This window comes from Amycolatopsis sp. AA4, assembly GCF_002796545.1.
Lineage (GTDB): Bacteria > Actinomycetota > Actinomycetes > Mycobacteriales > Pseudonocardiaceae > Amycolatopsis.
On sequence record NZ_CP024894.1, the window covers coordinates 4,708,020 to 4,730,347 of the forward strand.

Genomic DNA, 22,328 nt, shown 5'->3' on the forward strand with positions numbered 1-22,328 from the left:
TGGCTCAGCGCCTCCGCGCATGGCTTCCGGCTACCGGCTCCCAGCTCACGCCCCCGCGGCTCGGCACCTCCCCGCCACGCGCCGTCCGCCTCCCCGCGTGGCTCAGCGCCTCCGCGCATGGCTTCCGGCTACCGGCTCCCAGCTCACGCCCCCGCGGCTCGGCACCTCCCCGCCACGCGCCGTCCGCCTCCCCGCGTGGCTCAGCGCCTCCGCGCATGGCTTCCGGCTACCGGCTCCCAGCTCACGCCCCCGCGGCTCGGCACCTCCCCGCCACGCGCCGTCCGCCTCCCCGCGTGGCTCAGCGCCTCCGGACATGGCTCCCGGCTCCCGGCTCCCGGCTCCCGGCTCCCGGCTCCCGGCTCCCGGCTCCCGGCTCCCGGCTCCCGGCGACGGTCTCACGACCAGGGGCGACGGGCGCGCGACCAGACCGGGCTCACGACCGGACGGGCTCACGACCCGCGCTTGAAGGCGACCTCCTTCGTGGCCACCGTGCCCGCCGTCCGGCCGGGGGCGGTTTGGTGGGTCCAGTACAGGTTCGTGTGAGCGATGACCTGTGCGGGCGGCGGCGCGCCCCAGTTGGTGAGGTCGTCGGTCGTGTGGGCGTCGCTCACTAAGGTCGCGTCGTAGCCTCGGGCGAAGGCGCCGTGCAGGGTGGAGCGGATGCAGGCGTCCGTCTGGGCTCCGCTGACCACCAGGTGTCCCACGCCGAGGTCGGCGAGCACCGATTCCAGGGTGGTTTCTTCGAACGAGTCGCCGTAGGACTTCTCCACCAAGGGCTCCGCGGGCAAGGGCTTCAGCTCCGGGACCAGTTCCCATTCCGGGCTGTCCTTCGCCAGATCCTTGTCGTGGTGCCGCACCCACACGACGGGGACCTCGGCCTCCCGGGCTTTGTCCACCAAGGCGGCGACGTTCGCCACGACGCTGTCCCGTTCGTGCGCGTCGGCGACGACGCCCGTTTGCACATCGACGACCAGCAGTGCGGTGTTAGGCCGGTCCTTGAGAGTGGTCATGGTCTTCCCTCCAGTCAGGTGCCGCTCACGCTAGCGCCCACCACCGACAAAAAACGGCGAAGTCACTCCGGGCGAAGTGCATCGTGCGCGGAGGACGGGCCGAACTCGGTTTCGAAGCGGGTCAGCACGCGGGACAGGAGAGCGTTCAGCACAGCGAGATCGTCGTCGTTCAGCACGGACGTGAACAGGGCCTGCTCTCGTTCCGTGCGTTTCCGGGTCGCGGCGGCCCAGCGGGCGCGGCCTTTGCGGGTCAAGCGGATCGGGCGGCTGCGGCCGTCCGCGGAACCGGTTACGCGTTCCACCAGGCCCGCGCGCTCCAGGCGGTCGATGCGGACCGTGACGGTGCCGGAGGTGACGCCCAGCCGGTCGCCCAGTTCCTTCGGTGTGAGCACGGCGGCGCGGCCTGAGCGGTGCAGCGCCGACAGGGCTTGCCAATCCCCCGTGCTGAAGCCGTATTCCTCCGCGACGTCGCGGAGCACCTGCTCGAACTGCCGCGACAGCCGTCCGATTCGCTGCCGCGCCGCTTCGACCTGCTCGTCCACGCCGTCCGGCATCACGGCCAGCCATTCGGGCAGGTCCGCTCCCACTGAGTCCAACTGGACACTCCCTCGAAGCTCAAGGTAGTTTGATTTGAGTATCAAGATAACTGCTCCTGGGGAGGTCCGCATGCCCGGACGCGTCTGGTTCATCACGGGAGCGAGCAGCGGGTTCGGCCGCGTGCTCGCGGAAACCGTGCTGGCGCGCGGCGAAAAGGTCGTGGCCACGGCTCGCGACACGAGCGCACTCGAAGGGTTGGAGACGTTCACCGCTCGGCTGGACGTGACGGATCCGGCGTCGGTGGAGGCGGCAGTGGCCGCGGCGATCGGCGAGTACGGGCGGATCGACGTGCTGGTCAACAACGCGGGACACGGGCTGGTCGGGGCGCTGGAGGAACTGACCGACGCGCAGGCGCGGCAGGTGCTCGAGACCAACGTCTTCGGCGTTCTCAACGTCACGCGCGCGGTGCTGCCGCATCTGCGGGCGCAGCGCAGCGGGCACATCGTGCAGCTGTCGTCGGTCGGCGGGGTGGTCGGGAACCCGGGGCACGCGTTGTACGCGACGTCGAAGTTCGCGCTGGAAGGGATGTCCGAGGCGCTCGCCGGGGAGGTCGCGCCGCTCGGGATCCGGGTCAGCCTGGTGGAACCGGGGCCGTTCCGGACGGACTTCGCCGGGCGGTCGATGACGTTCTCCGAGCCCATCGACGACTACAAAGACACCCCGGCAGGCCTGATGCGCCAACGGTTTTCCGCACAGGACGGCGCGCAGCCGAACGATCCGAGGAAAGCCGCCGAGGCCATTGTCAAACTGGTCGACACTCCGGACTCGCCGCTGCGGCTGCCGCTCGGACCCGAGGCGGTGACCCGGATCCGGGCGAAGCTCGAACAACAGCTCGCCGATCTCGCGGCGTGGGAGGAGGTTTCGCTGGACACGCGTTATCCGGACGACTGAACACCTTCAGCCGTCCGGACAAACCCGGGGTCAGCCGACGGGCCCGTCGGCGGGCACGACCGTCGCGTTCTGCTGCTGACCGGTCTGATCGAGGAAAGTCACCGTCAGCTTGTCGCCGGGGTGGTGCTGGTCCATCAGGGCGGTCAGCGCGGTGGGCGAATCGACCGCTTTGCCGTCCACCGCGGTGATCACGTCGCCGGCGGCCAGGCCAGCTTGCGCGGCCGCGCCGTCCGGGACGACCTGCTGGATCGCCGCGCCCGAACCGGTTCCGCCCTGCTGCTGCCCGGCATCGCTGACGGTCACGCCGAGGAACGCGCTCTTTCCGATGTGGACAGTGTCGGAGCCGGTGCCGCCGACGATCTGGTGCGCGAGGGAGATCGCCTGGTTGATCGGGATCGCGTAGCCCTCGTGCCCGCCGGAACCCTGGGAGCCGTTGCCCTGGGAGCCGTTGCCCTGGGAGCCGTCGCCTTGTGAGCCGCCCTGGGAGTTGTCGCCGGGGAAGCCGTTGCCGAGCCCGCTGTGCCCGCGCCGTCCGCCGCCGTTGAACTGGTATCCGGCCGAGGCCGCGGTGTCCACGCCGACGACCTGGCCCTGCGCGTTCACGAGCGGGCCGCCGGAATCGCCGGACTGGATGTTCGCGTCGACCTGGATCAGGTCCTTCAGCTGCTCGGACGAGCTGTTCGATTCGTCGGACGCGGTGATCGACTGGTTCAGCGCGGTCACCCGCCCGCCGGCCGGGATCGGCGCTCCCCCGGCGCCTCCGGCGTTGCCGAGCCCGACGACCGCGTCGCCGACCTTGACCGACGACGAATCGCCGAGCGTCTCCGTCGCCAGCCCGGACGCCGCGGCCAGCTTGAGCACCGCGACGTCGTGACTGCGGTCGTAGCCGAGCACGGAGGCGGGATACGTCTGGCCGTTGCCGATGTCGGTGACCTTGATGCTCGTCGCGCCCTCGACGACGTGGTTGTTCGTGAGCACCTCGCCGTCGGGGGTGAGCACGATGCCGGTGCCCGCCGCGGCCGCGCCCTGGTAGCCCAGCTCGGTGTTGATGTTGACGATGCCCGCGCTGACCTTCTTCGCGATCGCTTGCGGGTCGAGCGCCGTGTTCGACGGGTTGGTCTGGTTGCCGATCGAGCCGAAGTTCTGGTTCCCCGACACGCCGGACGGCGCGGACGGCGTCCACACGAAGTGCCCCACCCCGAGCCCGACGGCGACCGACAACGCGATCGCGCCGACTGTGACGGCCGCCGTCCGCAACGGGTGCCGCGAACGCGGCTGGTCGAACTGCTGGGTCGGATAGGGCTGACCGGCGTATTGGGGACCGTAGGCGCCGGGCGGCGGAGTGCCCCAGTGCGCCCAGCCCTGCTGGTACGGCTGCCCCGCTCCCGGCGGGTAAGCCTGCCCGCCGTAGCCGGGTTGTCCCTGGTCGCGCCCGCCGCTCTCCTGCTCGTTCATGGTCCGCTCCTGCGTCTCGTAGCCCCTCCGCCAGCTCAGGAAACACCCGCTCCCTGAGATTTTCCTTGCCGTCGTCCGTGCGGAAGCTGTGGACCCGGACGGCGGCTAGAGCGGTCAGCTCACGTGGACGTAGTCGACCACCAGCTGTTGCGGGAACTGGGTGCTGCCGTCCGGGTCGCCCGGCCAGTCGCCGCCCACCGCGAGGTTGAGGATCAGGAAGAACGGGTGGTCGTACACCCATTTCTTGCCGTTGAGGTCCGCCGGGGTGCGGGTCTGATAGGCCTGTCCGTCGACCAGCCAGACGATCTTGCCCGGCGCCCAGTCGACCGCGTAGGTGTGGAAATCGTCGGAGAAGTTCGGGCCGGTGAACGGCGCGCCGATGCCGCCCGCGCCCGAGTAGCCCGGGCCGTGGATCGTGCCGTGCACGGTGTTCGGCTCCTTGCCGATGTTCTCCATCACGTCGATCTCGCCGTCGTCCGGCCACTGCCCGCCGCCGAGCATCCAGAACGCGGGCCACATCCCCTGTCCGCGCGGCAGTTTCATCCGCACTTCCAGATGCCCGTACGCCTGGCTGAACTTGCCGGACGTGTTCAGCCGCGCGGAGGTGTACTGGCACGCGCCGTACCAGCAGGTGCGGCCGGAGTTCTCTTTCTTCGCGGTGATCACGAGGTGGCCCTGGCCGTCGAGCGCGCCGTTGGCCGCGCCCGCGGTGTACCACTGCCGTTCGTGGTTGTTGCCGTTGTTGTCGCCGGTTTCGTAGGTCCACTTGCTCCCGTCGGCGGGCGAGCCGGCCGGGCCGTCGAAGTCGTCGGAGAACCCGGCGGCCGGGGCGGCGTTGCCCGCGGGCGCCAGCGCGGCCGTGCCGACAAGGGCGAGCGCGGCGGGAATCGCGAGCAGCCGCCAGCGAGCGGAGGTGTGCCTGGACGTCATCGTCATCCCTCGATCACTCGAGGGGCGGCCTGGCGGCGCCACCCCGGGTTTGTTGTGGATGGCAACAAAGTATGCCGACCAGTGCGTTCACCGGCAATACGTCCCGTGGGTCATTTTCCGACCAAGGCCGGAAAAGGGCGCTCACAGGAGGAACTCCGGGCAACGCAGGAGGGCCGGACGGGCAAGCGAACCTGCCGTGGCCGTCCGTGAGGGGAACCCTGAGGTACTCAGAGTCCCTGAAGGTGGCCCTCACGGACCGCCGCGGCGGCAAGTGCGCAGGCGGGTCAAGCCTCCGCGGACGGACGCTCCTCCAGCAGCCACACCACCCCGCTCGGCGGCAGCTGCAGCACCGCCGACGCGGGCTGTCCGTGCCACGGCTCCTCGGTCGCCTCCACCGCGCCGAGGTTCCCGACGCCCGAACCGCCGAAGGACTCCGCGTCGGTGTTCAGCACCTCGGTCCAGCGTCCGGCGGACGGGAGGCCGACCCGGTAGTCGTGGTGCGGGACCCCGGCGAAGTTCGCGACGCACGCCAGCCGCGAACCGTCCGCGCCGAGGCGCAGGAAGCTCAGCACGTTCCCGCCCGAGTCGTTCGCGTCGATCCAGCGGAAGCCCTCGGGCCGGACGTCGCCGCTGAACAGCGCGGCGGTGTCCCGGTAAACCGCGTTCAGCTGCCGGATCAGGTCGCGCACGCCGCGGTGCAGCGGGCTTTCCAGCAGGTGCCAGTCCAGCGACCGCGACTCCGACCATTCGCGCGGCTGGCCGAATTCGCCGCCCATGAACAGCAATTGCTTGCCCGGATGCGCCCACATGAACGCCAGCAGCGCGCGCAGCCCGGCGGCCTTGTTCCAGTCGTCGCCCGGCATCCGTTCCCACAGCGAACCCTTGCCGTGCACCACTTCGTCGTGCGACAGCGGCAGGACGAAATTCTCGCTCCACGCGTACACGAGCGAGAACGTCATCTCGTTGTGGTGGTACGCCCGGTGGATCGGCTCGTGCGACAGGTAGCGGAGCGTGTCGTGCATCCAGCCCATGTTCCACTTGAAGCCGAAGCCCAGGCCGCCCAGATGCGTCGGGCGGGTGACGCCCGGCCAGGCGGTGGACTCCTCGGCGACCATCACGACGCCCGGGTGTCGCTTGTAGACAGTCGCGTTCAGCTCCTGCAGAAACCGTACGGCGTCGAGGTTTTCCCGGCCGCCGTACTCGTTCGGCAGCCACTCGCCGTCCTTGCGCGAGTAGTCGAGGTACAGCATCGAGGCGACCGCGTCCACGCGCAGGCCGTCGAGGTGGAACTCCTCCAGCCAGAACAGCGCGTTGGCGACGAGGAAGTTGCGCACCTCGTTGCGGCCGAAGTTGAACACGAGCGTGCCCCAGTCCGGCTGCTCGCCGCGGCGCGGGTCCTCGTGCTCGTACAGCGGGCTGCCGTCGAACCGCGCCAGCGCCCAGATGTCGCGCGGGAAATGCGCGGGCACCCAGTCCACGAGCACGCCGATGCCGCGCTGGTGCAGGTGGTCGACCAGGTACCGGAAATCGTCCGGCGACCCGAACCGCGACGTCGGCGCGTAGTACGACGTGACCTGGTAGCCCCACGAGCCGCCGAACGGATGCTCGGCCACCGGCAGGAATTCGACGTGGGTGAAGCCGGTTTCCTCGACGTAGTCGGCCAGCTGGTCGGCCAGTTCGCGGTAGCCGAGCCCGGGCCGCCACGAGCCGAGGTGCACCTCGTACACGCTCATCGGCGCGTCCGCCCAGTCGGTCGCCTCGCGCCGGGCGACCCACTCGTCGTCGCCCCAGGCGTACGACGATTCGGTCACCTTCGACGCGGTCGCGGGCGGCACCTCGGTGGCGAACGCCATCGGGTCGGCCTTCTCGTGCCAGTGCCCGTCCGCGCCGAGGATGCGGAATTTGTAGCAGCTGCCGACGGAAACGCCGGGCACGAACAGCTCCCACACGCCGGACGACCCGAGCGAGCGCATCGGGTGGCCGCGGCCCTCCCAGCCGTTGAAGTCGCCGATCACCCGCACGCCGCGCGCGGTCGGGGCCCACACCGCGAAGGACACGCCTTCGACGACGCCGTTCGGGGTGTCGTACCGGCGCACGTGCGCGCCGAGGACGTCCCACAGCCGTTCGTGCCGTCCTTCGCCGATGAGGTGCTGGTCCAGCTCCCCCACCGTCGGCAGCCACCGGTACGGGTCGTCGGCGACGACAGTGTGGTTGTCGTAGCCGACTTCGATCCGGTAGTCGCCGGGATGTTCCGGCAGCGTCGCGGCGAACAGCGCGTCCGCCACCCGTTCCAGCGGGACGCGGCGCTCGCCGGCGACGACGGACACCGACGTCGCGCCCGGGCGCAGCGCCCGCACGACGATGTCGCTGCCGTCGGTGTGCACGCCGAGCACCGAATGCGGGTCGTGGTGCTCGCCTGCCAGCAGCCGGTCGATGTCGCGCGGAGACGGCGCCGCCGAGGGCAGATCCGCGGGGACAGCGTTCACGGGGGTCACTCGCTTCCGTCGGTGCTGCGGGCGATCGCCGCCAGCGGCACGCTCAGCCAGTCCGGCCGGTTCGCGTGCTCGTAGGCGACCTCGTACACCGCTTTGTCCAGTTCAAAGGCGCGCAGCAGGTCCGCGTGGTCCTGCAGGTCGCCGACCGGGCCGCCCGCGCGGGCGTACCCGGCGCAGAACGCGGCGCGGTTGCGCCGGGCCCATTCCATCGCGTGCCGGGTCACGTCCGCGTTCTCGGGCTGCCCGACGAGCCGCTGGTGCGCCGCGTAGTCGAACGACCGGAGCATGCCCGCGACGTCGCGCAACGGCGAGCGCAGCGCGTGCCGTTCCGCGACCGGGGCGGCCGGTTCGCCTTCGAAGTCCAGCAGCAGCCATCCGTTGACGGTACGCAGCACTTGGCCCAAGTGCAGATCTCCGTGGATGTACTGCAGCTCGATCGACGACGCGTGCGCGCGCACCCCTTCGAACACCTCGCGCAGCGCGGGCGCGTACACCGCCAGCTCCGGGACCATTTCGGACACCTGGTCGAGCCGTTCGGTCATCGCGCGCACCGTTCGGTCCAGCTCGCCGGCGTCCGCGGGCTCGGTGCCGAGCGCGGTCGCGAGATCCGCGTGCACCTCGGCCACCGCGGCGCCGAGCCGTTCGGCTTCGCCGGCGAAATCGCCGCCCGCCTCGGCCGCGGACTGGTCCGGATCGGCCAGCAGGTCCCGCACGCTCGTGGTCGCCATCGCCCAGCCGTCGACCGCGTCCGGCAGGAACTCCTGCAGCATCCCCATCGTCGCGGGTTCGCCGTGCAGTTCGCCGGAGATCGAGCCGACCACGCGCGCCACGTGCTTGCACCCGGCGTCCTGCAGCGCGCGGTGCAGCAGCAGGTCCTTGTTCATGCCCGGGCTGAGCTTGCGGAACAGCTTGAGGATGTACTGCCCGCCGTACACCAGCGAGGTGTTGCTCTGCTCCGCGGTGATCGGCCGCGAGCGCAGCCCGGGTTCGAGCGTCGCGCCCGGCTCCGCGGAGAACCGCAGCGGCCCGGCCGACTCCCCCGCCGCCATCCGGTCCAGCAGCCCGGCGGTGAGGTCGGCGTCGCCGCTCGCCTCGTAGAACCGTTCGCCGATCAGCGCGGCCGACGCGACCTCCGGGATCCCGGACCGGCGGCCGATCAGCAGCTGGTAGGGCTCGGTGCGGTCGCCCTGCACCACGTCGACGACCGCGTGCACCAGCAGCGGATCCGGGCCGGCCAGCACGGTGAGGCCGGCCGGGCGTACCTCGTCGACCGGCCGGTCCTTGCCCGCGAACCAGCGCTGCGCGGGCAGCCAGTCCGGCAGCAGCTCGGCCAGCGCGCCGGACAGGCCGGACGGTTCGGACGGCTCGGGCGATTCGGGCGGGGGACCGTGGTGCGACAGCGGACTCACCTCATTCTTCCGGCTCGAGCAGCTGGAACCAGTAGAACCCGTGGCCGGGCAGGGTGAGCAGGTACGGCAGCTCGCCGATGTCCGGGAAGCGCACCCCGCCGGTCAGCTCGACCGGCGTCGCGCCCTGGTGCGCGGACAGGTCCAGTTCCACCGGCTGCGGGAAACGGGACAGGTTGTTGACGCACAGCACGACGTCCTCGCGGCCGTCCGGGCGCCGCCACCGGCGCTGGTAGGCGAGCACGCTCGGGTTCGAGCCGCCGAGGTCGGCGAAATCGCCCTGGCCGAAGGCGTGGTGCTGCTTGCGGACCTCGATCATCCGGCGCGTCCAGTTCAGCAGCGACGCCGCGTTGTCGGCCTGCGCCTCGACGTTCAGCGCCTGGTGCCCGTAGACCGGGTCCATGATCACCGGCAGGTAGATCCGGCCGGGGTCGCAGGTGGAGAACCCGGCGTTGCGGTCCGGGGTCCACTGCATCGGCGTGCGGACGGCGTCGCGGTCGCCGAGCCAGATGTTGTCGCCCATGCCGATCTCGTCGCCGTAGTACAGCACCGGCGACCCGGGCAGCGACAGCAGCAGCGCGGTGAACAGCTCCTGCTGGTTGCGGTCGTTGTCCAGCAGCGGGGCGAGCCGGCGGCGGATGCCGATGTTGGCCTTCATCCGCGGGTCTTTGGCGTACTCGGAGTACATGTAGTCGCGCTCTTCGTCGCTGACCATCTCGAGCGTCAGCTCGTCGTGGTTGCGCAGGAAGATGCCCCACTGCGTGCCGGACGGGATCTGCGGCGTCTGCAGCAGGATCTCCGAGATCGGGAATCGCGATTCCCGGCGCACCGCCATGAAGATCCGCGGCATGAGCGGGAAGTGGAACGCCATGTGGCATTCGTCGCCGCCGGACTCCGCGTCGCCGAAGTACTCCACCACGTCGCTGGGCCACTGGTTCGCCTCGGCGAGCAGGATCCGGCCGGGGTACTCGTCGTCGACGACTTTCCGGCAGCGCTTGAGGAAATCGTGCGTGCGCGGCAGGTTCTCGCAGTTGGTGCCCTCCTGTTCGAACAGGTAGGGCACGGCGTCGAGGCGGAAGCCGTCGATGCCGATGTCGAGCCAGAACCGCAGCACGTCGATCATCGCGTCCTGCACGGCCGGGTTCTCGTAGTTGAGGTCCGGCTGGTGGGAGAAGAACCGGTGCCAGTAGAACTGGCCGCGCACCGGGTCGTAGGTCCAGTTCGACGTTTCGGTGTCGACGAAGATGATCCGCGCGTCGGCGTAGCGGGAATCGTCGTCGCTCCACACGTAGTAGTCGCCGTAGGGGCCGTCCGGGTCCGAGCGGGACTGCTGGAACCACGGATGCGCGTCCGAGGTGTGGTTGAGCACCAGGTCGGTGATCACCCGGATGCCGCGCCGGTGCGCCTCGTCGAGCAGGTACACGAAGTCGTCGACGCTGCCGAATTCCGGCAGCACGGCCCGGAAATCGCTGATGTCGTAGCCGCCGTCGCGCAGCGGCGAGGCGTAGAACGGCGGCAGCCACAGGCAGTCCACGCCGAGCCATTCGAGGTAGTCGAGCCGGCCCGCCAGCCCGCGCAGGTCGCCGGTGCCGTCGCCGTTCGAGTCGGCGAACGCGCGCACCAGCACCTCGTAGAACACCGCGCTCTTGAACCATTCCGGGTCCTTCGGCGCCGCGTGCGCGTGCGCGAAGTCGTCCGCCTGCGGCTCGACCAGCAGGCCGTCGGCGGTCACCGCCTCCCCGGTGTGCGGCACGCCCGCCAGTCCCGTCGCGGCGCCGGGCCGGCTCTCCTCGTCCATCCGTTCCACCTTGTCCTGAGTAGCCTGTGCTGAACAATGGTTATCCCGAACGGCTCCGGGATAACCGCGCGTGCCCGAGACGCCGCGGCGTCAGGCCGCGAGCCTGCGGCGCAGCGCCACGATGTGCGCCACCGCCCGCCACGGTTCGAGCCGGACGAAGTTCGCCTGGCCCCAGTCCCAGGTCTCGCCGGTGACCTCGTCGTGCGCGATGAGCCGCTCGGACCAGTCGAAGCCGAGCGACGGCAGGTCGAGCCAGAGCGTGCCCTCCTGCCCGTTGTGCGGGTCGAGGTTCACCACCGCGACGACCGTGTCGCCGGTCGCCGGGTCCTGTTTGGAGTAGGCGAGCAGGGCGTCGTTGTCGATGTGGTGGAAGCGCAGCGACCGCATGCCCTGCAGCGCGGGGTGCGCGCGGCGGACGGCGTTGAGCCGGGTCAGCCACGGTTCGAGCGAGCGGCCCTCGGCGAGCGCGCGGGCGAAATCGCGCGGGCGCAGCTGGTACTTCTCCGAGTCGAGGTACTCCTCGCTGCCCGGCCGCACCGCCTCGGATTCGAACAGCTCGTAGCCGGAGTACACGCCCCAGGTCGGCGACATCGTCGCGGCGAGCGCGGCGCGCAGCGCGAACATGCCCGGACCGCCGTGCTGCAGCGATTCGTGCAGGATGTCCGGAGTGTTCACGAAGAGGTTCGGGCGGCCGTGGTCCCAGTGCTCGACGAGGTCCGTGCCGAACTCGGTCAGCTCTTCTTTCGTGGTGCGCCAGGTGAAATACGTGTAGCTCTGCGTGAAGCCGAGCTTCGCCAGCCCCCACAGCCGGGCCGGACGGGTGAACGCCTCGGCGAGGAACAGCACGTCCGGATGCGCGTCCTTCACCGACTGGATCAGCCACGCCCAGAAGTCCGGCGGCTTGGTGTGCGGGTTGTCGACCCGGAAGATCCGCACCCCGTGCGACACCCAGTGCAGCACGACGCGCAGCACCTCGTCGTAGATGCCGCGCGGGTCGTTGTCGAAGTTGACCGGGTAGATGTCCTGGTACTTCTTCGGCGGGTTCTCCGCGTACGCGATGGTGCCGTCCGGGCGGGTCGTGAAGAACTCCGGGTACTTCACCACCCACGGGTGGTCCGGCGCGGCCTGCAGCGCGAGGTCGAGCGCGACCTCGAGACCGAGTTCCCCCGCGCGCGCCACGAAGGCGTCGAAATCCTCGATCGTGCCGAGCTCCGGGTGGACCGCGTCGTGCCCGCCCTCGTCCGCGCCGATCGCCCACGGCGAGCCGACGTCGTCCGGCGTCGCGTCGAGAGTGTTGTTGGGGCCCTTGCGGTTCACCCGGCCGATCGGGTGGATCGGCGGCAGGTAGACGACGTCGAAGCCCATGCCCGCGACGCGGTCCAGCTCGCGCTGCGCGGTGGCGAAGGTGCCGTGCACGGCGCGGCCCTGCGCGTCGACCCCGCCGGTGGACCGGGGGAAGAATTCGTACCAGGAACCGAAAGCGGCGCGTTTGCGGTCGACCCACAGCTTCAGCACGCGGCCCTTGGTGATCAGCTCGCGCACCGGGAAATCGTGCATGAGCTGGCGGACCTCAGGCGAGAGCGCCGGCCCGACGCGCTCGGCGAGATCGCGTTCGCCGTCGCGCAGCGCGGCCGCGGCCCCGGCGAGCAGCGGGCGCTCGGCCCGGCGCTCCGGGCGGCGCGACACGCGGTCGAGCAGCCGCGCCCCGCTCTCCAGGTCGTTCGCCAGCTCCCCCGGCCCCTGCCCGGCGGCGATCTTCACCTCGACCGCGTGCTCCCAGGTGGCCCAGGGATCGCTCCACGCGTCCACCCGATAGGTCCACATGCCCTCGGCGTCGGGCACGATCACCGCGCCGAACCGGTCGAGCCCGCGACCCTGTTCGGCCATCCGCGTCTGGCGCGCGGCGCGGTCGCCCGGACCGCGCCAGGCGACCGTCGCGGCGACCGCGTCGTGGCCCTCCCGCCAGACCGTGGCGGTGACGGGGAAATGTTCGCCTGCAACGGCTTTGGCCGGATGCCGGCCGCAGCTGACCATGGGTGCGACGTCGTCGATCCCGAGCCTGCCGGTCATGGCAATGCCCCTTTTTCACGGTGGGTGGGAGGGTGGTCGGAGTGCGCTCGCGCGAGCACGGTCAGTGTGCCTGATTCCTCCAAAGCCGTTGACAGCGGGGCCTTTTTCTGCAATTCCCGCCACCCGGTCGGGCGAAACGCGCCCATTCGGCGGAACTCCCGGACGCATTCCCGTCTCCGGCCCGCAACACGCGCGCCGAATTGCGTTAACAAACGGCGGCGCGTTCCGGTGATTACTCGTGAGTATCAGCGGGTATCCCCCGCTGGAATGCCCGCCGCGGTTCCTTACAGCTGCGGGATCTCCACCGTGTCCCGCGGCGCGCGCAGCAACAGCAGCGAGCGCGCCTCGACCGTGATCCGCGCCTTCGGCTCCAGCACGCCGGGATTGGCCGGGGTGCCGTCGGCGGTGCTGGTGTCCAAAGTGGGCTTGAAAGTCTCGCCGTACTCCGGGCCGGGCAGCACGATCTCGGCCGGCTCGGCGCCCGCGTGCAGCACCAGCAGCCACGAATGGTCGGTGACGAGCGCGCCCTCGCGGTTGCGCGCCTGGCTGTTCGACCCGTCGATCCACATGCAGAGCGTGCGGCGGTCCTCGTCGAACCAGTCGATCTCGTCGAATTCCTCGCCGTCCGGGCGGAACCAGACGAGGTCGGGCTTGCCGGTGACCGTCGTGCGGCCCTCGAAGAACTCCGGCTGCCGCAGCGCCGGGCTGTGCGCGCGCAGCCGGACCACGCGGCGGGCGAAGTCGAGCATCGGCTCGGACGCCTCGGTCGGGGTCCAGTCGATCCACGAGGTCTCGTCGTCGAGGCAGTAGGCGTTGTTGTTGCCGTGCTGGGTCCGCCACATCTCGTCGCCCGCGGTGAACATCGGCGTGCCGGTGGACAGCAGCAGCGTCGCGAAGAGGTTGCGCGCCTGCCGGGTGCGCAGCGCGACGATCGCCGCGTCGTCGGTCTCGCCCTCCGCGCCGTGGTTCCACGACCGGTTGTCGTTCGTGCCGTCGCGGTTGTCCTCGCCGTTGGCCTCGTTGTGCTTTTCGTTGTAGGACACCAGGTCCCGCAGCGTGAAGCCGTCGTGCGCGGTGACGAAGTTGATCGACTGCCACGGCCGGCGCAGGTTGTGGTCGTACAGGTCCGACGAGCCGGACAGCCGGTACGCGAGGTCGCGCACGCCGGTCGCGCCGCGCCAGAAATCGCGGACGGTGTCGCGGTAGCGGCCGTTCCACTCGGCCCACTGCGCGCCGAAGTCGCCGACGCGGTAGCCCTCGCCGGTCGCGTCCCACGGTTCGGCGATCAGCTTGCAGCGCGACAGCACCGGGTCGGTGGTGATCGCGGTGAGCATCGTCGACTCGCGGTCGAACATCTCGCCGCGCGGGCGGCCGAGCGTGCTCGCCAGGTCGAAGCGGAAGCCGTCGACGCCCATCTCCTGCGTCCAGTACCGCAGCGAATCGGTGACCAGCCGGACGACCGTCGGCGAACCGGCGTCGAGGGTGTTGCCGCAGCCGGTGAGGTCGGCCATGTGGCCGCGGCGGGTGTGCAGGTAGTACGCCGGGGCGTCGAGGCCGCGCAACGAGAGCGTCGGACCGTCCGGGCCGCCTTCGCAGGTGTGGTTGAAGACGACGTCCAGCAGCACCTCGATGCCCGCCGCGTGCAGGGCCGCGACCATTGTGCGGAATTCCTCGACCTCTCGGCCCGGCTCGCTCGCGTACCCGGCGTGCGGCGCGAAGTAGCCCAGCGGCGAGTAGCCCCAGTAGTTGTGCCGTCCCGAGCGGATGAGCGCGGGTTCGTCGGCGAACGCGTGCACCGGCAGCAGTTCGACGGTCGTCACGCCGAGCCGGGTCAGGTGCTCGATCGCGACCGGGTGCGCGAGGCCGAGGTACGTGCCGCGCAGCGCTTCCGGGATGAACGGATGCTGCTGAGTGAACCCCTTGACGTGCAGTTCGCAGATCACCGATTCCTCGAACGGCACTTCGGGCTTGATCCCGGTGTCCTGCCCGCCCGGCGAGGTGACGACCGACAGCGGCACCGCGCCCAGGGAGTCCACAGTGGACATCGGACCGCGCTCGGGGTCGCCGGTGAAGCCCTGTGCGGCGTGCAGGCTGGCGAGCTTCCCGTCGATCCGGCGCGCGTACGGGTCGACGAGGAGCTTGGCCGGATTGCAGCGGTAGCCGTGCGCCGGGTCGTACGGGCCGTGCACGCGGTAGCCGTAGCGCTGGCCGACCGTGACGCCCGGGACTAGCCCGTGCCAAACGCCGAACGTGCGTTCGGTCAGTTCGATCCGCCGCTCGGAGCCGTCGTCGCCGACGAGGCACACCTCGACCGCGTCGGCGACCGCGGAGGTCACCGCGAACCGGACGCCGCCCGCCTCCGGGTGGGCGCCGAGCGGGAACGGACGTCCGGCGAGGACCTGGCTGTCGGATGCGGGTCGTTGTGCCATGCGCCGATCTTTTCAAACCCCGGGCGGCGGCGGGCTCCGGCGCTTGGCTGAACTTCCCCGGGTTAGGGGTGGTGACCTGGTCCGACGGCGATGCGGGCAGGGGTCGCGGGCCGGGCGTGCCGATTCCGGACAGGTTTTGTCAGTGGTCCCCGGCATGCTGGTCCCATGCGCGCGAGCCGGCTCGTCTCCCTCCTGTTGCTGCTGCAGGCCCGCCAGCCGAGGACCGCCGAGGAGCTGGCCGCCCGGCTGGAGGTCTCCCCGCGCACCGTCTACCGCGACATCGAGGCGCTGAGCGCGGCCGGGATCCCGGTGTACGGCGAGCCCGGCCACGACGGCGGGTACCGGCTGGTCGACGGGTACCGGACCCAGCTCACCGGCCTGACCAGGCAAGAAGCCGAAGCGCTCTTCCTCACCGGCCTGCCCGCGGCGGCCTCCGGGCTCGGCCTCGGGCCGGTCGCGGCGAACACGGAGCGCAAGCTGCTGGCCGCGCTCCCGGCGGAACTGCGGTCCCACGCGGACCGGGTCCGCGAGCGGTTCCATCTGGACGCGGCGTCCTGGTATCACGACCCGGAGGCCACGCCGCAGCTGCCGACAGTCTCGGACGCGGTGTGGCAGCAGCGGCGCGTCCGGATCCGGTATCAGCGATGGGCCGCGCCGCATGAAGTGAGCCGGACCGTCGAGCCGTACGGGGTGGTGCTGAAGGCCGGGCAGTGGTACCTGGTCGCCCGTTCCGGGGCGTTCCGGACCTACCGGGTGGCACGGATCGCCGAGGCGGAGCTGCTGGACGAGACCTTCGACCGGGCGGAGTCGTTCGATCTGGGCCAGTACTGGTCGGACTACCTGGAGGACTTCGACGCCCGGCGGCACCGGGGCGAAGCGGTGCTGCGGCTGTCGCCGGAGGGCGTGCGGCTGTTGCCTCAGCTCGCTGAACCGGCCGTTGCCCGCGCGGCGGCGTGCGGCGTGGTCGAGGCGGACGGCTGGACCCGGGTGGTCGTCCCGGTCGAGCACCCCGACCAAGCGGTGCACGACCTCTTGCGGCTCGGTCCGCTGGCGGAAGTGGTTGCGCCGCAGGAGCTTCGGGACCGGCTGGCCGAGGCGTTGGCGTCGATGCTTCGCCGCTACGCCGAGGTCAGCGGGTAGCCACCAGGACGAACGACTCCTTGGGCAGCACCGTCGCGTCGCCGACCTCCGGATCGCCCCAGGAAGCCAGCACCTCCCCCGCCACCGGGACCTCCGCCGGTTCCGGCCCGAAGTTGCACGCCAGCCGCAACGCGCCCCGGTGCAGGACCAGCCACGCATCGTCCGGGGCGGTTTCCACCACGACCCGGTCCAGCCGCGGATCGGTCAGGTCCGGATGCGAGCGGCGGAGGCGGATCAGCGTCCGGTACAGGTCCAGCATCTCCCGGTGCCCCGCTTTGCCCGGTTCGCTCCAGTCGAGCCGGGAGCGGGCGACGGTGGCCGGGTCCATCGGGTCCGGGACCTCCGATTCCCCCCAGCCGTGCCGGGCGAACTCGCGGCGGCGGCCGGTGCGGACGGCCTCAGCCAGTTCCGGGTCCGGGAACGACGCGAAGAACTGCCACGGCGTCCCCGCCGCCCACTCCTCCCCCATGAACAGCATCGGCGTGAACGGCGAGTAGAACACCACCGCCGCGCCGCAGGCCAGCAGGCCGGGCGACACGGTCGCGGACAGCCGGTCGCCGGTCGCGCGGTTGCCGATCTGGTCGTGGTCCTGCAGGTAGGCCAGGAACCGGTGGCCGGGAGCCACCCGGCGGTCGAGCGGGCGGCCGTGGACCCGGGAGCGGAACGACGACCAGGTCCCGGCGTGGAAGAACGCCTCCCGCAGGGTCTTGGCCAGCGCGCCGGGTGCGGCGAAATCGGTGTAGTAGCCGGTGGTTTCGCCGGTGAGCCGGACGTGCAGCGCGTGGTGCAGGTCGTCGGACCACTGCGCGTGCAGGCCGTAGCCGCCGGCGTCCCGCGTGGTGACGAGTTTCGGGTCGTTCTGGTCGGACTCGGCGATCAGCGTCAGCGGGCGGTTCAGGGCCGCCGACAGCGCGTCGACCTCGGCGGAGAGTTCCTCCAGCAGATGCACGGCGCGTTTGTCGACCAGCGCGTGCACGGCGTCCAGGCGCAGGCCGTCGAAGTGGAAATCGCGCAGCCAGCCCAGTGCGTTGTCGATGACGTAGCGGCGGACCTCGTCGGAACCCTCGCCGTCGAGGTTCAGCCCGGCGCCCCAGTCGGTGGCCCCGGCGAAGTACGGGCCGAACCGGTCGAGGTAGGCGCCGGACGGGCCGAGGTGGTTGTAGACCACGTCGAGCACGACCGCGAGACCGCGCGCGTGACACGCGTCGACCAGGCGTTTCAGCCCGTCGGGACCGCCGTACGGTTCGTGCGCCGCGCCCCACAGGACGCCGTCGTAGCCCCAGCCCGCGGTGCCGTCGAAGGAGTTCACCGGGAGCAGTTCGACGTGCGTGACGCCGAGGTCGACCAGGTGCCCGAGCCGTTCGATGACCGCGTCGAACGTGCCCGCCTCGGTGAAGGTGCCGACGTGCAGTTCGTAGACCACGCCGCCGGCCAGCTGCCGTCCGGTCCACGACTGGTCGGTCCACTGGAACGCGGAATGGTCGTAGACCCGCGACGCCTCGTGCACGCCGTTCGGCTGGCGGAGCGAGCGCGGGTCCGGCAGCGGCCGGTCGTCGTCGCCGAGCAGGAAGGCGTAGTCGGCGCCGGTGACGTCGGCCTGCCACCAGCCGCCGTCGGCGGCGGTCATCTCGTGGTCGGCGCCGTCCACGCGGACGCGGACGCGCTCGGCGGAAGGGGCCCATACGCGGAACATCAGGAGTCCTCCCGCACCAGAAGCGCGACCGGATACTGCTCGAACAACGCCGACGCCCGCGGGGTGTCGCCCACTCCGCGGCCGGTCAGCACGTCGGTCCATTCCCCGGCGCGCAGCGGCAGCACGGTGTCGCGCCAGCCGCCCGCCCGCTCCAGCCCCAGCGGCAGCCGCGTGACCGCGACGGTCAGGCCGGTGCCGCGTTCGAAGGCCAGAAGGTGTTCCGCGGCAACGCCTTCGGCGTGCAACGGCCGGTATCCGGTGAACAGTTCCGGCCGGTCCCGGCGCAGGGTCAGCGCGTGGTGCACCACCAGGAGCTTCGCCGCGCCGGTCTCGTCGATCTCCGGCTGTTCGCCGGACTGGACGCGGGCGAGCAGTTCGCGCCGGACGCCGTAGTCGACCTCGCGGCGGTTGTCCGGGTCGACCAGCGAGTAGTCCCACAGCTCGGTGCCCTGGTAGACGTCCGGCACGCCGGGTCCGGCCAGCTGCAGCAGCTTCTGCCCCAGCGAGTTCGCCCAGCCCGCGCCGCGCACCCGCCGGACGAACGACTCGACGTCGGCCGCCAAGGCAGCGTCGCCGAGCACCGCGGACGGCCACTCGGCGACGGCGCGCTCGAAGTCCTCGTCGTGGTCCGTCCACGTGGTGCGGAGTTTCGCTTCCTTCGCGGCCTTGTCGAGGTAGTCGCGCAGCCGCTCCGGCGAGATCGGCCACGCGCCCACGAGCGTCTGCCACGCCAGGAGGTTCAGCGCGGGCTCGTCGATCCCGCGCGCGGCAGTCCAGCGGCGGAACGCGACCGCGAACTCGTCCGCGACCTCCGACAGCGCGGCCATCCGGGCGCGCGTGTCCTCGGATCGCTTCGTGTCGTGGGTGGTCAGGGTGGTCATCGTGGCCGGGGCCGCGGCCGCCCGCCCCGCGGCCAGCGTGTGGAATTCCGCCGGGCTCAGCCCGAACCGGTCCGGGTTGCCGCCGACCTCGTTCAGCGCGGCGAACCGGGTGAACCGGTAGAACGTCGTGTCCTCGGTGCCCTTCGCGACGACCATGCCGGACGTCTGCTGGATCCGCGTCGCCAGCTCGCCGTCCGGCGCACCGCGCACCTGGCTGTCCAGCGCGTCGAGCGCCGGGGCCAGTTCCGGCCGCCGCTTGCGCGCCCGCGCGACGGCGGTCGCCCAGTGCCCGGCGCCCTCGGGGAGGTACGAACGGTAGACCGGGAACGCGATCATCACCTCGGCCACGGCGGCGCGGGCCGCGTCGGCGTCCACGCCTTGCAGCAGCGCGGCGATCCGGTGCACCTCGGCGACCAGGATGCCGTCGGTCACCAGCCGCCGCGCGCCTTCCTCCACCGCGTGGTAGTCGGTGCGCGCGCCCTGCTCGGCGGCGAGGCGGGTGAACACCGGCGCGGCGGCCGGGTCCACGAACACGCCGGCGATCTCGCGCAGCGCGTCGTACCCGGTGGTCCCGTCGACCGGCCAGCTCTGCGGCAGCGCCTCGCCCGGGTGCAGGATCTTCTCCACGACCAGCCACGCCCCGGGCGCGCCCTCGCGGAGCCGCCGGAAGTAGCCGCCGGGGTCGGCGAGCCCGTCCGGATGGTCCACGCGCAGGCCGGTCACGTCGCCGTCGGACACCCAGCGCAGCACCTCGCCGTGCGTTTCGGCGAACACCTCCGGCCGCTCCACGGTGACCGCGGCCAGGTTCGTGATGTCGAAGAACCGCCGGTAGTTCAGCTCCCGGTTGCCGCGCCGCCAGCCGGCCAGCTCGTAGTGCTGGCGCGCGTGCACCTCGGCCGGCGTGCCCTCGCCGGTGCCGGGCGCGATCGGGAAACGGTGGTCGTAGTAGACGAGTTCGTCCCCTTCGACGGTCAGCTCGTCGTTGTCGTCGCCGAGCACCGGCAGCAGGATCCGGCCGCGAGACCAGTCGATGTCGAAAAACTGCGCGTACGGCGAATCCCGGCCGTTCCGCAGAACGTCCCACCACCACTGGTTCGCCTTCGGCACTTCGACGGACATGTGGTTCGGCACGATGTCCACCACGAACCCGAGCCCGGCGTCCTTCAGCCGCGCCGACAACGCCTTCCGCGCGTCTTCGCCGCCCAGTTCGCCCCGGGCGCGCGTCGGATCGGTGACGTCGTAACCGTGCGTGGACCCGGGCGTCGCGTCGAGCATCGGCGAGCCGTACAACGCGCCGACGCCCAGCTCGCGCAAGTACTCCACGATCGCCTCGGCGTCCGCGAAGCCGAACTCCGGCCGCAGCTGCACGCGGTACGTCGAGGACGGCGTGCTCATTCGCCCTCCTTGGCGGTGCGCTGGAGCACGACGAGCGAGCGCGCGGCGAGCGTGAACTTGCCGCCGCCTTCGACCGGCTCGATGCCGGTCTCCCCGACCGCGCCGGTCTCGGTGTCGACCACGACCGTCCACTCGCGACCGTAGCCGTTGCCCGGCAGGGTCATCGCGATGTCCTCCCAGTGCGCGTTGAACGCGAGCAGGAACGAATCGTCCTCGACCGGCATCCCGCGCGGATCGAGGTCCGGAATCCCTTCCCCGTTCAGGAAAATCACCACGGACTTGCCGAACGCGTCGTCCCAGTTCTGCTCGGTCATCTCCTCGCCCGCGGGCGTGAACCAGGCGATGTCGCCGAGTTCCTCGCCCTTGCGCACCGGTTTTCCTTGGAAGAACCGGCGGCGACGGAACACCGGATGCGCCTTGCGGAACGCGGTGAGCGCGGCGGTGAATTCGATCAGGTCGGCGTTCTCCGTCGCGAGTTCCCAGTCCATCCAGGACAGTTCGGTGTCCTGGCAGTAGGCGTTGTTGTTGCCCTCCTGGGTGCGGCCGAGTTCGTCGCCGTGCAGCAGCATCGGCACGCCTTGCGACAGCAGCAGCGTGGCGAGCAGGTTCCGCCGCTGCCGGGCGCGCAGCGCGAGCACTTCCTTGTCGTCGGTCGGACCCTCGACGCCGCAGTTCCACGACCGGTTGTCGTCGGCGCCGTCGCGGTTGTCCTCGCCGTTGGCCTCGTTGTGCTTTTCGTTGTAGGACACCAGGTCGGTGAGGGTGAACCCGTCGTGCGCGGTGACGAAGTTGATCGACGCGAACGGACGGCGGCCGTCGTCCTGGTACAGGTCCGACGACCCGGTGATCCGCGAGGCGAACTCGCCGAGGGTGGACGGTTCGCCGCGCCAGAAATCGCGGACGGTGTCGCGGTACTGCCCGTTCCATTCCGTCCACAGCGGCGGGAAGTTGCCGACCTGGTAGCCGCCCGGCCCGACGTCCCACGGTTCGGCGATCAGCTTCACCTGGCTCACGATCGGGTCCTGCTGCACGAGGTCGAAGAACGTCGACAGCCGGTCGACGTCGTAGAACTCGCGGGCCAGCGCCGAGGCGAGGTCGAACCGGAAGCCGTCCACGTGCATCTCGGTCACCCAGTACCGCAGCGAATCCATGATCAGCTGCAGCGTGTGCGGGCTGCGCACGTTGAGCGAGTTCCCGGTGCCGGTGTAGTCCATGTAGTACTGCGGATCGTCCTCGACCAGGCGGTAGTACGCCTCGTTGTCGATGCCGCGCATGGACAGCGTCGGGCCGAGGTGGTTTCCCTCCGCGGTGTGGTTGTAAACCACGTCGAGGATCACTTCGATGCCCGCCTCGTGCAGGGCGCGGACCATGCCCTTGAACTCCTGCACCTGCCCGCCCTGGCCCTGCATCGCGGCGTACCCGTCATGCGGGGCGAAGTACCCGATCGTGTTGTAGCCCCAGTAGTTGCGGAGGCCCTTCTCGTCGAGCGCGTGGTCGGTGACGAACTGGTGCACCGGCATCAGCTCCACCGTCGTCACGCCGAGTTTCTGCAAATGCTCGACGATCGCCGGGTGCGCCAGCCCGGCGTACGTGCCGCGCAGCCGCTCGGGGACGAACGGGTGCGTCATCGTCATGCCGCGCACGTGCGTCTCGTAAATCACCGTCTCGTGGTACGGCACCCGCGGCGCGCGGTCGTTGGCCCAGTCGAAGAACGGGCTGACCACGAGCGAATACGGCACGTGGCCCGCCGAATCGTCCTCGTTGAGCTGTTCCGGGTCGTCGAAGCGGTAGCTGAACAGCGCTTCGGACCAGTCGACGCCGCGGGACAGCGCCTTGGCGTACGGGTCGATCAGCAGCTTGCTCGGGTTGCAGCGCTGGCCGCGGCTCGGGTCGTACGGCCCGTGCACGCGGAATCCGTAGCGCTGCCCGGGGCCGACGCCGAGCAGGTAGCCGTGGTGGACGAAGCCGTCGACTTCCTCGAGCCGCGAGCGGGTTTCGTTGCCCTCCTCGTCGAACAGGCAGAGATCGACGTGCTCGGCGACCTCCGAGAACAGCGCGAAGTTGGTCCCCACGCCGTCATAGGTGGCGCCGAGCGGGTAGGGCTTTCCGGGCCAGGGCCGCACAGGGCTTCTCCTTGG

The 22,328-nt window shown here is 70.9% G+C and carries 13 protein-coding genes and 1 pseudogene; 2 read left to right on the forward strand and 12 right to left on the reverse strand.

What is annotated here, in order from left to right; genetic code table 11:
- Positions 1-449 precede the first annotated feature (449 nt).
- Positions 450-1,010: a cysteine hydrolase family protein gene (locus tag CU254_RS21940; RefSeq protein WP_009079466.1), complete on the reverse strand. Its 561-nt coding sequence runs from the start codon at positions 1,008-1,010 to the stop codon at positions 450-452.
- A 62-nt stretch (positions 1,011-1,072) separates the two neighbouring features.
- A complete protein-coding gene (locus CU254_RS21945) occupies positions 1,073-1,597 on the reverse strand; it encodes a MarR family winged helix-turn-helix transcriptional regulator (protein WP_009079467.1) in 525 nt (174 codons plus the stop codon).
- Positions 1,598-1,676: 79 nt separating this feature from the next.
- Here CU254_RS21945 and CU254_RS21950 point away from each other — a divergent pair, with 79 nt between their 5' ends.
- Positions 1,677-2,498: an oxidoreductase gene (locus CU254_RS21950; protein WP_009079469.1), complete on the forward strand. Its 822-nt coding sequence runs from the start codon at positions 1,677-1,679 to the stop codon at positions 2,496-2,498.
- Between the two features lie 30 nt (positions 2,499-2,528).
- Here the strand turns inward: CU254_RS21950 and CU254_RS21955 are convergent, their stop codons facing one another.
- The 7 genes and pseudogenes from CU254_RS21955 to glgX (CU254_RS21985) form a co-directional block, all read right to left on the reverse strand.
- Entirely contained in the window at positions 2,529-3,953 is a 1,425-nt protein-coding gene (locus CU254_RS21955) for a S1C family serine protease (protein ID WP_009079471.1), read from the reverse strand.
- A gap of 117 nt (positions 3,954-4,070) precedes the next feature.
- A pseudogene (locus tag CU254_RS21960) lies at positions 4,071-4,883 on the reverse strand (family 16 glycosylhydrolase); the annotation flags it as partial.
- Between the two features lie 284 nt (positions 4,884-5,167).
- Positions 5,168-7,369: a 1,4-alpha-glucan branching protein GlgB gene (glgB, locus tag CU254_RS21965; RefSeq protein ID WP_037717682.1), complete on the reverse strand. Its 2,202-nt coding sequence runs from the start codon at positions 7,367-7,369 to the stop codon at positions 5,168-5,170.
- A gap of 5 nt (positions 7,370-7,374) precedes the next feature.
- Complete coding sequence (locus CU254_RS21970; RefSeq protein ID WP_009079477.1) at positions 7,375-8,787, reverse strand: aminoglycoside phosphotransferase; 1,413 nt, start codon at positions 8,785-8,787, stop codon at positions 7,375-7,377.
- 1 nt (position 8,788) lies between these two features.
- On the reverse strand, positions 8,789-10,582 hold the full coding sequence (gene treS / locus CU254_RS21975) for a maltose alpha-D-glucosyltransferase (RefSeq protein ID WP_009079479.1): 1,794 nt from the start codon (positions 10,580-10,582) through the stop codon (positions 8,789-8,791).
- A 90-nt stretch (positions 10,583-10,672) separates the two neighbouring features.
- Positions 10,673-12,652, reverse strand: coding sequence for an alpha-1,4-glucan--maltose-1-phosphate maltosyltransferase (locus CU254_RS21980; protein ID WP_009079481.1), 1,980 nt, complete (start codon positions 12,650-12,652; stop codon positions 10,673-10,675).
- Between the two features lie 284 nt (positions 12,653-12,936).
- Entirely contained in the window at positions 12,937-15,081 is a 2,145-nt protein-coding gene (glgX, locus tag CU254_RS21985) for a glycogen debranching protein GlgX (protein ID WP_009079482.1), read from the reverse strand.
- Between the two features lie 165 nt (positions 15,082-15,246).
- Between glgX (CU254_RS21985) and CU254_RS21990 the strand changes: the two genes are divergently transcribed.
- Complete coding sequence (locus CU254_RS21990) at positions 15,247-16,221, forward strand: YafY family protein (RefSeq protein WP_009079484.1); 975 nt, start codon at positions 15,247-15,249, stop codon at positions 16,219-16,221.
- Here CU254_RS21990 and treZ read toward each other — a convergent pair.
- From treZ to glgX (CU254_RS22005), 3 genes are read right to left on the reverse strand one after another with little or no spacing between them, the layout of a single operon-like run.
- Positions 16,211-17,917: a malto-oligosyltrehalose trehalohydrolase gene (gene treZ, locus CU254_RS21995; RefSeq protein ID WP_037717686.1), complete on the reverse strand. Its 1,707-nt coding sequence runs from the start codon at positions 17,915-17,917 to the stop codon at positions 16,211-16,213. The two genes, CU254_RS21990 and treZ, sit on opposite strands and share 11 nt — an antisense overlap.
- Positions 17,914-20,190, reverse strand: a complete 2,277-nt coding sequence (gene treY / locus CU254_RS22000) for a malto-oligosyltrehalose synthase (protein ID WP_009079487.1) — start codon at positions 20,188-20,190, stop codon at positions 17,914-17,916. The genes treZ and treY overlap by 4 nt, the downstream gene beginning before the upstream one ends.
- Positions 20,187-22,313 carry a glycogen debranching protein GlgX gene (glgX, locus tag CU254_RS22005; RefSeq protein ID WP_009079489.1) on the reverse strand — a complete coding sequence of 709 codons (2,127 nt, stop codon included), beginning with the start codon at positions 22,311-22,313 and terminating at the stop codon, positions 20,187-20,189. The genes treY and glgX (CU254_RS22005) overlap by 4 nt, the downstream gene beginning before the upstream one ends.
- Between the last annotated feature and the right edge of the window lie 15 nt (positions 22,314-22,328).

Coding starts and splice junctions, on each gene's coding strand:
- treY (WP_009079487.1), bottom strand. CDS start 20,190: ATGAGCACGCCGTCCTCGACGTACCGCGTGCAGCTGCGGCCGGAGTTC.
- CU254_RS21940 (WP_009079466.1), bottom strand. CDS start 1,010: ATGACCACTCTCAAGGACCGGCCTAACACCGCACTGCTGGTCGTCGAT.
- CU254_RS21980 (WP_009079481.1), bottom strand. CDS start 12,652: ATGACCGGCAGGCTCGGGATCGACGACGTCGCACCCATGGTCAGCTGC.
- CU254_RS21950 (WP_009079469.1), top strand. CDS start 1,677: ATGCCCGGACGCGTCTGGTTCATCACGGGAGCGAGCAGCGGGTTCGGC.
- treS (WP_009079479.1), bottom strand. CDS start 10,582: ATGGACGAGGAGAGCCGGCCCGGCGCCGCGACGGGACTGGCGGGCGTG.
- CU254_RS21990 (WP_009079484.1), top strand. CDS start 15,247: ATGCGCGCGAGCCGGCTCGTCTCCCTCCTGTTGCTGCTGCAGGCCCGC.
- glgX (WP_009079482.1), bottom strand. CDS start 15,081: ATGGCACAACGACCCGCATCCGACAGCCAGGTCCTCGCCGGACGTCCG.
- CU254_RS21955 (WP_009079471.1), bottom strand. CDS start 3,953: ATGAACGAGCAGGAGAGCGGCGGGCGCGACCAGGGACAACCCGGCTAC.